Genomic DNA, 14,605 nt, shown 5'->3' with positions numbered 1-14,605 from the left:
TTTTTAGTATCCTGGGTTTTGGTTCCATCTGCCTCCAGACAATTCAATCTCCTCAACTGGTATTGGGAATACCTCATGTTTACCGGAAACAAACCCGTCAATTTCCTGAGCTGCTCGTCCTGTTCTTACCAAATCGAAGAAACGATGCCCTTCTCCCACCAATTCTACACGACGTTCTTTGTAAATGGCATTTGTAAGGTTAGATCCCGATAAGCTTAAAGGAGACAAAGTAGCTCTGGTTCTTACCATATTCAAATATTCGACGGCGCGCGTATCACTAATACTACCCCTATTTAAAGCTTCAGCAGCCATTAATAAAACATCGGCAAAACGAATGGATCTATAATTATTAGGATTGGTTAACGCTGCATCTGGTTGATTTAAATCACCCTTTCTGGCGATATACTTTAAATTGAAATACCCAGTATGCTCATAACCTGTCGTATAAGTCGCTCCGGTTTCTTCTGCCCAGGCCTCTATATCTAAAATAGAATAGCCTAATCGAATATCTCCATCTTCGAAAGCATCAACGACCTCTTGAGTTGGCACATTAAAACTATATCCGAAGTCGTAAAGTGGTCCATCATAACTTCTAACCCCATTAAACCCAACTGCATAATTCCCTTCCAAACACTGAAAACAATCATAACTACCACCATCAACATCGGAATACTGGATTTCAAATACCGATTCAATATTGTTTTCATATTCATTTTCAAACATTAACGGCGCTTCTTCTGAAGACAACAATCTATGCGGCCCATTGTTTATCAAATCTTCCAAAACCGTTGCTGATTCAGAGAATTTATTTTGATACAAGTACGCTTTGCCTAATAAAGCCTGAGCAGCACCTTTGGTCACGCGACCGGTTTCACTTTGTGTATATGGCAGATTAGCAGATGCAAAGATTAAATCTTGTTCAATCAAATCATAAACATCTGATGCTGGCGCGCGATCGATATTAAATTGTTCTCCAAACTGAATACGCTTATCGATGGCTAAAGGCACATCTCCAAACCATTTTACCAGTTCGAAATAATAATATGCTCTTAAAAATCTGGTTTGCGCAATTACACTGGTCTTATTAGGAAAATCTAACTTATCCTGAAATTCCATAATGTAATTTGCACGATTCACGCCCGTATACATCCAAGTCCAGATTTCTCTTAAATTAGCATTAATAGGGGTATGAATCATATCGTCTATTTCCTGAAAGCCAATCACATCGGTAGCACTTTCACCGCCACACAACGTATTATCTGAAGCAATTTCACCAAGCTGAACATTTCTTGCCGTAGCCTGTAAATAATCGTAAGCGGCAACCAAGGCATCCTGATAATCCTTTTCGGAATTAAAAAAGTCTTCTGAATTCGTATCTTCTGAGTCTACATCAACAAAGCTGTCACTGCATGACCAAGTGATAAGTACCATCAGTAAGATTATATTTAGTTTTATATTTTTCATGATGAGATTAGAATTTTAAGTTAACACCGAATAAATACGTTCTGGCACTCGGGTAGAATCCCTGATCGATTCCGCCTCCAATTGGAGCGCCACTAGACGCTGTTGGGTCGTAGCCAGAATACTTAGTAAGTGTAAACAAATTACTTGCCGACACATATAAACGAAGCTTATTGATCTTGGAATTACCAAAAACCTTGTCTCCAAACGTGTAGCCTAACTGTACATTTTGAAGTCTTACAAATGAGCCATCTTCAACATAAAAATCTGAAAACAGAATATTGGAAGTCGCTCCCGTTGTTACTCGAGGGGTTGCATTTGTTGAGCCTTCACCCGTCCAACGGTCCAGATAATAAACCGTCTTGTTTGTCAGCGCCTGATTACGCTCAAAATTCCTAACAATCTCATTGCCTACAGATGCAAAAGCGTAAGCTGAAAAATCGAAGTTTTTAAAGTCCATAGACAGGTTAAGCCCCATAGTTGCATCCGGAATCGGGTCTCCGATGTTCGTCTTATCATCATCGTTAATAACACCGTCGTCGTTAATATCTACAAATCTTAAATCACCCGACTGAACACGTTCATCAATTGTTGGATAATTATCAACTTCATCTTGATTTTGAAAAATACCATCGGTTTTATAACCTCTAAAATAACCTATAGGATAGCCTGCTTCCATTCTTGAAGGCGTTGGCTGACCGATACCAAAAGAACCACCAGTTAAAAAGTCGCCATCGGTATTTACCGAAATCACTTCGTTTTTAAGAGTTGTTAAGTTGTATCGCACACTGAATTTAAAATCGTCGCTGAAATTATCGGTATATCCAATAGCAAATTCAAATCCTGTATTCTCGATAATACCACCATTTATAACTGGCGCACCACCAGTTCCCAGCAATCCGGAAACTTGAGGAATAACTAATAAATCTTCAGTACGTTTTTTAAAATAATCGGCAGTAATGTCAATTTTATTATCAACAAAACGCATATCGACACCAACATCTAAAGTCTTTTGTTTTTCCCATTTAATACCTGGGTTTGAAATGGCTCCGCTAGCAACACCAAACACTTCGTTATCATTAAAGATATAAGTTCCTTCACCATTTAAGAGTGATACAAAACGGTAATCTGGAATTCTATCGTTACCCAAAATACCGTAAGAGGCTCTGAACTTTAATAAATCGAAAAACTCACTTTCTGAAAGAAACGATTCATCTGAAGCTACCCATCCAATTGATCCTGAAGGGAAGAATCCGAATTTATTTTCCGGTCCGAATTTAGTTGACCCATCACGACGAAGTACTGCTGAAAACAAATACTTGCCTTTATAGTCGTACTGAAGTCTTGTGAAATATGATAATAATCGAGAATCGAATGTAGGGTTTCTTCCCTGCGCCTCGTAACGATCTTCAATATCTGAAGCCGCATCCATTGATGGATTTGCTATGGTGACATCATATCCTGTTAAACCTGAAAACTCTCCTGTTGTTTTAAAAACCGAGGTTCCTAAAAGCACATTAATATTATGAGTGTCATTAATTGAATTTTGATACTTAACAAAAGCATCAAATGTATAATCTCTGTAATGGTCTAAAGTTGTTACAATAGAACTCCTGTCAACATTACTATTTTTACCACTACCAAAATATGCAACCGGATTAAAGATATTAGAACTCACTTCGGAATAATTCCACTGAATATTGGTTTGAGCTGTAAAATGATCTAAAAAGTTATAAGATAATCCTGCGTTACCGCTAAGTTTTAGAACCTTTCCTCGGTCGTGGGTGTCATCGATTTGAGCTAAAGGATTAATAACCTCTCCTCCTAACCCTTCGGCTAAAGTATAAGCCCCTTCTTCATCTCTAACTGTAAATGTTGGTGCCATATTTAAGGCATTAAATAAAACAGATGAATTAGAATTTTCCGGAAGGTTTCGTTTACTCGTTCTTATCAACATTAACCCTGAAGTGAATTTAAAATTCTTCAGAAAGTCCACATTATAACTTATGTTATTTGTAAAACGTGTGAAGTTTGATCTTGGTCCGCCAACAATACCATCTTGAGTTAAAAACGATCCACTATAAGAATAATAAGAATTCTTTGTTCCGCCTTTAAACAATATATTATGATTGGTAATAAAAGCATTACTAAACACTTTATCCTGCCAATCTGTACCCGAGCCTAAATTTGACACATCCGGAAAAGGAATGGCACTCCCTCCGGCAGCATGCGCCTCATTAACTATCAAAGCATACTCTGTAGCATTTAGCACAGGAATTTCTCTTGTTGTTTGCTGAAAACCGCCATAAGCATTGTACTCCACCTGAAGAGGCATTTCTTTACGACCTGTTTTGGTTTTAATAAGAATAACCCCATTTGCAGCTCTAACACCATAAATACCGGCGGTTGCATCTTTAAGAATATTGATGCTCTCAATATCGTTAGGGTTAATGACACTTAAGTCTTCAATAACATTACCATCAACCAGAATTAAAGGTCTGCTATCTCCATTAGTAGACACCCCACGAATACTTATTGTTGCTCCCGCACCAGGCGACCCGGACTGCGAAGTAATATTCACCCCGGCAACCTGCCCCTGCAACGCCTGCTCAATTCGGGTGGGTTTTAATTCCTCGATGGTTTCAGCTCCTAATACACTTACCGCACCGGTAATTTCCTTTTTGGTTTGGGTACCATATCCAATAACTACGACTTCATCTAATTTAGCCAAGTCTTCCTGTAACTGAATATTAAAAAAGGAATCGTTTGCAACAACAATATCCTGGGTTATGTAACCTACATAACTAAAGGTTAATGTTGAACCTATTTCAATGTTAGAAATGGTAAAATTTCCATCAAAATCGGAAACTGTTCCATTTGCTGTATTCTTTTGCAAGATATTAACTCCGGGAATAGGCACACCGGATCCATCTTTTACATTACCTTTTATTTCAATGCTTTGAGCATTCGCATAGGAAACAAAGAATAATGTTAAAATCATAAAGAGATAATGTCTCATGTGAATTTAGTTTATTTAGTTTCCATAAAATTATGTTTACACTTTGATGTATTCTAATTTTCAACCACTACAAAAAACATACATCTTAAAAAAGAATAAAAAATATTACTAAAACCTCAATATTAATGCGTTTTACTAATAATATACAAAAGCCATAAAAGTTACTTAAAATCCTAAAATTCAGCAAATGTTGTGGTGTTGTATAGGTAAAAAAACTAGATGTTGTGGATTTAAATTTTCAAAATGTAATCTGTTAAGCTATCATCGTGTGGTAAATCAATTTTTTTTCGAAGTCGATAACGTTTTACTTCCACACTTCTAGGAGAAATATTTAATAAAGGAGCAATTTCCTTTGAGGATAAATTCAGCCTTAAATACGTACATAATCGTAAATCGTTTGAAGTTAATGATGGATGAAGTTCTTTAATCTTTTTAAGAAAATCTTTATCAGCATTATTAAAGGCTTCTTCAAAGGTTTGCCAGTCATCAGTGTTGTTTAGATTTTTATCAATGATTCTAACCACATTTTTCAAGTTTTTATCATCCGGAATCTTCTTTAGTTCCTTTTTAAGATTATTTAAAAACTCGTTCTTCTTAATTAAGTTCATGGTCGACAAACTAAGTTCCCTATTCTTACTTTCAATATCCTGCTTAAGCTTTTCATTATTATGACGCATGGCCTGCTCCTTATTCTCCAATTCTTTTAGTTCTAATTCACGTTTCGTTTTAAATAAGAGTTTTTCACGTTGTCTTTTATAATAACGTTTGTATGCATGATGCATAAAAATTGAAAATAAAGCTACAAGAATAGCATAACCTACAATTGCGATATTAGATAAATACCATGGCCTTGCAATGGAAAAACTGTAGTGCTCTATATTTTCTGATGTTTCATTCCCCAACCTGGATCTTACTGAAAACTTATAATTTCCAAATGGTAAATTTTCGAAAAACACTTCTGAATTTGTAGACCAAGTGCTCCAATCGTTATAAATACCTTCTAATCTATATTGGTATTCAGGAACTGAAAATTTATCATAAACAGGAACACTAAAATGAAATTCCAGATTATTATCGTTGTTTTTAAACACCCCTTTTTCGGTAGCATCCACAAAAATATTTTCATGGCTACTTTTGAGATTTCTGTTAGCTATTAAATTTAAGTGAACTTTATGAGGACTGTTCTTTAGCATATTTAAATCTATTACAATATAGCCTGTAGTTGTTCCATACAAATATTTACTATTCCCCAAATAAGCCATGTTTTCGTAACCTGAAACATCATTTCTAACATAACTAGGTAGAAATATATTATTTACTTTAAGCGAATTACTTAACTGTCCCGGAGACAAATAGCTAAGTCCTTGCTTGGAAAATCCCCACAGTTTATCAGTTTCCTTAGTGTAAACTAATTTACCCGAAGTGTAGTCCTCTGAATTAAATAATTTACTAATTATAGTATCTTTTTCAAACCTCCCTAATTTTATATCATATTTAAAAACACCCTTACTTTGTGAATATAGTATGCTGTTTTTATATTTTATTAAGCTTGTTTTTACATCTTTATTTACCGAGGTATCGCGTTGTACAACTACCGCTTTTTTATAACTCGTGTCTAACGAAATTTTAAAAACGCCTTTGTATTCATGACTAACAAATACTTCGGATTCGTTTAACATTTCCAAATACCGACTTGAGATATCAAAATTTTCAATAGTGTTTCGCCATTCCCATCTACCGTTATTCTTCTGCAATATGTTTAAGCCGTTGTAATTTCCTTGAATAAGCAAATTTTCATGTGTAGCAATTGGTTTAATATCCCACGTTCCTAAAACATCCGCTACTAAATACGCCTTACCACCTTCTATAACAAAGGTTCCCGAATTATGACCACAAAACAAAGTATCATTAATATTTCTTAAACACCAAACCGCACCTTGCGTTCCCGAAATAAATTGAAATTTTTCACTACTATTAAAAGTCTTGTAAAACAGCCCTTGATTTGTTCCGATGTATAATTTATTATCTAAGACTATAGACGTGTTTACTGAACCTATTTTGCCCTTTTCATCGTTATAAATCCGGAATGGCGATTTTATATTAACACAGTTAATTCCGTTTTCCAATCCTAACCAGATGTTATTATCGGCATCCTCAAAAACAGATAAAACCGTATTGTTACTTAATCCGTTATTTTGATTAATTTGATAATTAATGACTCCTGAAGCTGTTAAATGAATTATTCCATTAGAAATACTTCCTAATACAAAAGAATCATCCGTAAGCTTTATGCTGCTATAAATTCTATCGTTTAAAAGTGTTTTATTTGCTGGAATTTCCCATTGACTTAATTCTTTACCCATTAACTTAAAAAAGCCTTTATCTTCTGTTTGAAAAAGAATTCCTCCTTGGTGATTAAAAATATTAACCAAAAGATTATCCTCTAAAATAGGATGAAATGTAACGAGCTTCGCCTGTCCATTTACAATTTGAAAAACACCCTCCTTAGGCTTTTGAAAATAAACACCTTCCTTTATCCTGAAAATTTTATAAATCCCAGAATTAGAATTAATAATACTTACGCTATCCTTCTTTTTATTATAAACATAAATCCTTTTTAATGTTTGGAACAAAATAAAATCTTCAACATCCATAATATTCCAAACCTCTTCATCTTCTAAAAAATCAATGCTAAGTTTTGAGGACAGGGAGACATATTCCAAAAGTCCGTTTTTTAAATGATGCCAATAACCAAACTCTCTATAAGAACCCGCATAGATAAAATCATCTATAACCTTAACAGATCTTACAATAGCTCTGTTAGGGGATTCATATACCGTCCATTTCGCGCCATTAAACTCTAGTAGTCCTTTGTTATTGGCAACATAAATATATTTCTCTTTAGACTGAGAAATCGACCAATTTTGGTTCTCAGCACCATAGTCGGTTGGCGTATAAATTTGAATTGGTGGATGCTCTTGAGCTTCAAGAAAAAAGCACAAAAAAATTATAAAAATTTGTGGTAGTGATTTAGTTGGTATCAAAATACAATGCTTTACTTACTAATGTACTAAAATTAATAGTAATCAAGCAACTATATAAAAAAACAACAGTCTCTTTGCTAGCAAAGAGACTGTTGTTGAAATACTATGTCTTTTAAACTTACAGTGACTACACCCCTTATTATATAGCGAATTAAAATAGAAGTTAAATAACACCGCCTCCATCATTATATACCCATAGAGAAGCACACCTAATGTCAGATCAAATTTTTCAAAAATCTAATGCCATATTATTTAAAATAATATGATTTTTCTTACTAACCCAATCCTTCCTTAATACATAAAATCACTATTTTAAAATTCTTATTCCTAAATTAAAAAACATTCTATTTTTGAAAGTAAATTCTAGTTTCTTATTTTGCTGTCTATCTTCTACTTCAAAAACGTTTCTAACAGTAAATCCACCCCCTGCATTCACATATAAATCCCCGATGAGTTTAAATACAAACTCTGGCCCTAACGTCACCCTAGAATATGAAAACTTGTTTAAATTTAGTGGAGAATTAATTTCGTCAAAATTTACGTTATACAAATCTCCGCCAACAGCTGCCTTAACACCCACTTTGTATTTGTCATTAAACTCAAAATATTGGCCAATATAGGCAGGAATTACAGCCAAAGTAAGCCATTTGTCTCTTTTATAGGTTAAACTAAAAAGTGGAATGATTGTTAAATTTCCAAACCGACTGGTATAAGCTAACCCAAAACCATATTGAACACTTTGACTTGATCTTTTAGTTGCCAAAGCAGAAATCTGGAAAGTAAAATCTTCGGAACTTAAATTATTATGAAAATCCGATGCCAGTGTAGGTGTTATATTAAAAATTAATTTCCATTGTTTTGGTAAAATTTTAATCAAACCCAAAGAATACTGAATTGAATGGTAGCTTTCATTTATCGTCAATGAATTTTGATCAAAAACAGTGTTATAATGGAATAACGTATAATTTAAACTGCTAAACAGATACGTTTTTTTACCTTTTAATGGAATAGCCGCTTGCATGGACAGTCGTTGCTCATTAACTTCTATCTCACCCTGACCAATATTGGTATTAAAAGTTGTATTTGGGTAATAAAATTGATCTAACGTGAGCAAAGGAAACTTATGAAGTCTATTATATGTTATTGTGTCCTTTAATTCTTGAGCATTTAAAGAAACAGACAAAATAAAAAGTAAAAATATTATAAGTAGAAATCTTAATTTACATATAAGAATTTGCATCTTTGAACAATGGATTTGTTATTTCTATTAAAAAAAGTTTGAATGCAGATCATTTATAGCCTCTACAAGAGTTTTCCCATATCCCCGAACAATAGGAAACCCAGAATTATCTATCAATGAAACACAGTGCTCTTCATTTTTAAATTCAAACCTCAAACTTTTTAATTCTTCAACTTCTATAACCATCTTGTCTCTCCAACTTAATTAGACCTAAACTTTTCTCTTAAAAATAAGGTTGAAAATATCTAGACTTATGGAATAACTCTAGTATCTCCAACCTTAACAACTAAACTGCAATATTTTTATTCTGACTCTAATACAACCAAATAAAGTGCATTAGGCTGTAATGAAAGTTTGGTTTTAAAAACTCCTTCTTTTAAAGGCTTTATGGTAGTTTCAACCATGCTTAAATTACAATTATCTAAATTGTACTGATAATTACTATGCTCAGCATCAATTAACCCTGTTTTAACCTTAACACTCTTCTTCTTAAAAGATTTTGGAAGATTTTCAACGAGTAAATCTAAATCATAACCCACAGTATTTTTACTTTGATAGTTCCATATCATAATAGAAACTCCCGATTCATCTGAACTTGCAATGGAATAAACACCTTTACCTTCATCCAATTCTGATGAGCTTGATACCTCTAACCTGTTTTTCTTCATCTTTGACACCATAAGTACAGAATTTCCATATGGCGTAAATTTTCTTGTATGAATCATATCTCCTCCAGCTGAATCCCTAGTAACTAATTGATCTTTCCTTCCTTCTGTTTGATGTCTTAAAACCCAATTAAAAGGATATGAATTCTTACTATTAAGATACCAATAGTTGATAGACATAACGCCCGCTGCTTGACGCAAACGATCATTTTTCATATTACCATAATCGTCAAATAGAGGTCCTGGATAAACCCCCATTTCTGTAATAAAGGTCGGTATCTCTGTGGATATGCCTCTACTTGTCATTTCCTTTTCTAAGATTGATCTTTGGTCTTTAACTAAACTCGGATTGTCTTTATAAAATTTATATTCCTTTCCTGGTTTTGTAAAATATCCGTGATATGAAATGAAGTCCAATCGCTTATCTTTAGATGAATCCTTACTATATTCCTCTAAAAATGTAGTAATCCAATTTAAATCAAACTGAGCAGTTGAAGGCCCTCCAACTTGTAATGGATATTTAGGGTTAAGGTTTTTATTTACTTCATTAACTGCCTGATAAAACACCTTATAAACACCATAGTATTGTGTTGGAGTTAATCTCTTTTCGTAATCTGGTTCATTTAATACTTCAATGTAAGTGAAAGCAGGATACTTTGATTTTAAATCCGTTAGTATGTTTACCAAAATCTTTTTACTCTCATCTACCGAAACACCCCAATCACCTGTAATTCCACGTCCATTCATATTGAACATTAAGTGATCAGAAAGCTTACTTGTATCCTCAATGTAGTCGGCATACTTACTATAATCGTAGGTTTTAGTTTCTGGATTATAGAAGTCTGCATCATAAATCCACAATTTATAAATTTTACCGTGCAATCCCTGTTCATTATAAAATGTCACATCTGCATCTCTCTGTTCTGTAAATAAGTGGTGATCTGTTAAATTATTATAACGCTCTGTTCTTATTAATTCTCCTATCTTTTTATCGGCATCTACTTTAATAGTTGAATTAACAAAATTTGTTGCCACAGCTGTTGCTACTTCACCTGATCCAGACGCTCCCTGAGCCATTAAATTTCTACGAATTTCTTCTGGTGGACCTCCAGTACTTGGATCTGGGATTTCAAAATCAAAATCACTGCCTTGTGCTAATCTTTCTGCTTTTAAGTTAAACCTGCCAAGCAATTTTGCCTTCATGTAATCTTCATCTCCTTCAACCTTGGTTAGTATAATATTTGCTGGAGTACCTGCCGTTGTAAAGTATACTGTTAAAGTTGAATCTGTAGATTCCTTTTTATAAATTAAATCCGGGTCACCATCGTCATTCTTAAATGCTCCAACTAACTCTTCTCCTTCATATTTAAATTTCAAATACATTTTGCTATGTGCAAACGATCCTTCTCCTTTAAGATGCCATAGACCTTCATAATCTTGATTTTGAGAAAAAGCATTGAATGCAAAAACAAGTAGTATAATTGTATATAATCGTTTCATTTTGTCTTTACTTAATTATTTATTGTTTAGCTGATAATTCGTTAATCTTTACTTGTGGAATAAGCGCCCTATTTACCTTTTGCACTACTCTATCTTTTCCTAGATTAAATGATTTCTCTGCTTTAATATCTTCACTAGACACACCTATTTTCACTATATATTGCCCAGCTTCAGCAATCCAGGCAGATTCTTCTGCGTCAAAAGATGTTAAACTTGAAATATCAATTTTAAAGGTTATGGTTTGTGATTCTTTGGGTGCTAAATTTTTAGTTTTAGCAAAAGCTTTTAACTCCTGAACAGGTTTCTCAAGATTACCAGTTGGTGCTGATACATATAACTGCACCACTTCTTTTCCACTTAATTCTCCTTCATTTGTTACAGTAATACTAGCTTCTAGTTCATCCTTGAATTCTGTACTACTCAAGGATAAGTCACCAAAAGAAAAGTTTGTATAACTTAATCCGAAGCCAAAAGGATAAGATGTTTCTACTCCAAAAGTATTGTAATAGCGATATCCCACATAAATACCTTCTTCATAGATTACGTGTTTAGGATTATCAGCCGGAGTACCTGGGAAATTATTTGCTGAAGGTTCATCTTCATATTTCATAGGAAATGATGCCGTCAATTTTCCTGAAGGATTAACATTCCCACTTAACACATCTGCAATAGAATTCCCAGCTTCTTGACCAGGTTGCCAAGCTATTAAAATTGAATCCGGTAAATCTTTCCAACTGGCTGTTTCAATAACTCCTCCTATATTTAGAACCACAACAACCTTCTTTCCTTTTGCATGAAATGCTTGTGAAACATTATTAATATTACTTAGCTCTACCTCTGTAAGCTTAAAATTCCCTTCGATACTTCTATCTGCGGTTTCACCTGATATTCTAGCTATCGTTATTATTGCTAAATCAGATTCATTTGCCATTGTTTGAATTAATTTTTCATCTAACAACATTTCAGGAGCTCTTTTCTTTCTTCCCCTAGTCATATCTATCATTCCTGTAGGAGGTGTGTTTTCAGAAATATAAGCAGTATATGTATCTTCAAGTGATTTTGAAACATTGAAATTTTGATTTTTCAACCCCTCAATTATATGTACAGTAGGCCCAGCTCTCATCACAAATCCACTACCTGATCCACCTACGATTGTTTCATATGACCCGTTACCGAACAATGCTAAATTTTGCCCTTTATCTAATAATGGTAATGCTTGATTTTCATTTTTAAGTAACACCATACCCTGTGCAGCTGCACTTCTGGCTATGCTGGCATTTTCTTCAAGATTAGGCTTATTTGAATACTTATAATCTTTGAATTTTTGAACTTTCATAGCCCCTTTTAAAATCCAACTTATGTTTTCATCCAATACCTTTTCATCTAATTTCTTATCCTTTACCGCCTGTAACAACACGGTATCTTGATAAGGTCCTGGCATTAACAAATTAAGTCCAGTTTTCATTTGTTTAACAGGATCTTTACCTGCTTCCCAGTCTGACATAATTATACCTTCATATCCCCAATCTTCCCTAGCTACTTTAGTAAGTAAATCATAATTTTCAGTGGCTAAATTTCCATTCACTGAATTATAAGAGGCCATTAATGTCCAAGGATTTGATTCCTTAATAGCAATTTCAAAACCTTTAAGATAAATTTCTCTCAATGCTCTTTCACTTATGATAGCATCTACTTCAATACGATTAGTTTCCTGGTTATTTGCCACAAAATGCTTTAATGATGTTCCAGCGCCTTGAGATTGAATTCCATTTACAAGAGCCGCCCCCATTTTTCCAGACAATAATGGATCTTCAGAAAAATATTCAAAATTACGCCCAGTTAACGGGTTTCTATGAATATTGATAGCCGGAGCTAAAAGGATATCTAATCCATACTCAAGTGTCTCATTACCCATGCACTCTCCAATTTTATGTACAAGATCTACATCCCAAGAACTTGAAAGTGCTGTACCAATAGGATAGGCTGTACTTCTAGACATAAAACTTACTCCTGCCGGGCCATCAACCATTTCAATTGTATTAACACCAAGACGAGGAATTTCCAACGTCCTACCTACTGCACCACTAACATACACCTTCGATTTTGCAGCTAAACTGCCTGGTACTGGTTGATTAGGAATTGGAAAGGGTGAATTTTTATCAATAGAATCTCCAAATTTTAAGCCTGTACCAACAACTAATGCCACCTTTTCTTCTAAGGTCATGGCTTCAATTACATCCTCAATGGAAGATTTGCCTAATAATGGAGTGGTTTTACTTTTACACGATGTTAATGCCAGTACTGATACTGCCATTACCGTGATGTAAACTTTTATTTTTTTCATTACTTATTTGTTTTTGGTCTTTTAGTTTAGTTTGGATGCTTCATTTTACATTCTTCTCCTAAATTAGAATTTATATATACTTATAAAATCACAATAGATTTATTGTTATACTATCAGTATTCCCAACTGACACACTACAATCCTGAAAATCGGGAGAAGAAAATCTTGGTTTAAAATTTTTTGAAAAGCCATACGGCTCTTTTGGTATCCCAAAAAAGTTTTTGTCGATATCTTTATTATTATTTATATCATGATATATTATAAATGCATATTCAGCATTAGGTAAATCTTTTATTGTGAATTTTTGAGATTGTGATGTTACTTTAAACCTGTAAATTCTAAATTCTTTACCTTCCTTCAAAAATGACTCATTAGTATCAAAAACGCTAACTTGAATTTCTCCTACACTTTTTTTTATGTTAGGGACACTAATTGTAAATGCTTGCTGAGAGAATACTGAGAAACTACTCAAGAACATTAATATATAGAGATATTTAATATTTCCCATTGATTAGAATTTTAACTTTGAGGTAACTCTATACCCTTCATTTGTTTTATTATTATATTACTTGCCAATCGAGGTGAAATTCTATATAAAATATCAAGCATCGTTGAGTCCTTTCCAACCGTAGCTCTATATTTATTTTTTTCCATTGCCTTTATAATCATAGTAGCAGCCTTTTCAGGTTCAAGGGCCATTTTACTGTCTTTGGATGTTTCTGGATCTACACTATTCTTTAAACCAGAATTAGCCATGATATTCGTTTTTATCGCTCCTGGATGAATTACCGTTGCTCTCACATTTGTATCCTTTAACTCTGCATATAAGCCTTCCGTTAAGAGTTTTATTGCTGCTTTTGATGCACCATATATAGTTTGCCCCGGAAAAGGCATAAATCCTCCAAGACTCGATACGTTAACAATATGCCCTTCCAGTCTTTCTAAGAAATATGGCAAAAATGCTTTAACCAAATAGAGTGAACCGTAAAAATTAACATTCATAATCTGCTCAATTTTATCCATTCCAAGCTTATCTACATGTATAAAAGGCTGGATAATTCCTGCATTATTAATTAAACCATCAACAGCTCCATGTATTTTTATTACTTCCTCTGGAAAACCATTCACCTTCTCCCAATTGGTAATATTCAAATTATGAATTGAAAGATTTGAATTAAACTTACCTGATAAACTTTTAGTTTCTTCAAGTGCATCTTGATTTATATCAATTGCCGCAACCTTAGCTCCTTTCTCTAGCAGATGTAAAACTAAAGCACGACCAAGACCTCCTCCTCCTCCTGTAACTACAATTACTTTGTTATTTACTTTCAT

General features: G+C 33.8%; 8 protein-coding genes. All 8 read right to left on the bottom strand.

The genetic code is table 11. The features are described 5' to 3' along the window. Positions 1-3: 3 nt before the first annotated feature. The 8 genes from R1X58_RS13150 to R1X58_RS13115 all read right to left on the bottom strand — a co-directional run bounded on the left by R1X58_RS13150 (position 4) and on the right by R1X58_RS13115 (position 14,605). Positions 4-1,464, bottom strand: coding sequence for a RagB/SusD family nutrient uptake outer membrane protein (locus R1X58_RS13150; RefSeq protein ID WP_240574377.1), 1,461 nt, complete (start codon positions 1,462-1,464; stop codon positions 4-6). A gap of 7 nt (positions 1,465-1,471) precedes the next feature. After that, complete coding sequence (locus tag R1X58_RS13145) at positions 1,472-4,480, bottom strand: SusC/RagA family TonB-linked outer membrane protein (protein ID WP_240574380.1); 3,009 nt, start codon at positions 4,478-4,480, stop codon at positions 1,472-1,474. Between the two features lie 230 nt (positions 4,481-4,710). Continuing rightward, positions 4,711-7,482 carry a triple tyrosine motif-containing protein gene (locus R1X58_RS13140; protein WP_240574392.1) on the bottom strand — a complete coding sequence of 924 codons (2,772 nt, stop codon included), beginning with the start codon at positions 7,480-7,482 and terminating at the stop codon, positions 4,711-4,713. 349 nt (positions 7,483-7,831) lie between these two features. Beyond that, complete coding sequence (locus tag R1X58_RS13135) at positions 7,832-8,764, bottom strand: DUF6268 family outer membrane beta-barrel protein (protein ID WP_240574395.1); 933 nt, start codon at positions 8,762-8,764, stop codon at positions 7,832-7,834. A gap of 302 nt (positions 8,765-9,066) precedes the next feature. Then, positions 9,067-10,929 (bottom strand): glycoside hydrolase family protein, encoded by a 1,863-nt coding sequence (locus R1X58_RS13130; RefSeq protein ID WP_240574408.1) that lies wholly within the window; start codon positions 10,927-10,929, stop codon positions 9,067-9,069. Between the two features lie 19 nt (positions 10,930-10,948). After that, complete coding sequence (locus R1X58_RS13125; RefSeq protein ID WP_240574411.1) at positions 10,949-13,273, bottom strand: beta-glucosidase; 2,325 nt, start codon at positions 13,271-13,273, stop codon at positions 10,949-10,951. Between the two features lie 88 nt (positions 13,274-13,361). Further along, the gene (locus tag R1X58_RS13120; protein WP_240574414.1) at positions 13,362-13,781 is read right to left on the bottom strand and encodes a DUF2141 domain-containing protein; all 420 of its coding nucleotides are present in this window, start codon (positions 13,779-13,781) and stop codon (positions 13,362-13,364) included. A gap of 11 nt (positions 13,782-13,792) precedes the next feature. Continuing rightward, a complete protein-coding gene (locus tag R1X58_RS13115) occupies positions 13,793-14,605 on the bottom strand; it encodes an SDR family NAD(P)-dependent oxidoreductase (protein ID WP_240574418.1) in 813 nt (270 codons plus the stop codon).

Origin of the sequence: Aestuariibaculum lutulentum, assembly GCF_032926325.1 — a bacterium.
Taxonomy (GTDB): Bacteria; Bacteroidota; Bacteroidia; order Flavobacteriales; family Flavobacteriaceae; genus Aestuariibaculum; species Aestuariibaculum lutulentum.
This window is presented reverse-complemented; position numbering and strand designations above follow the sequence as displayed.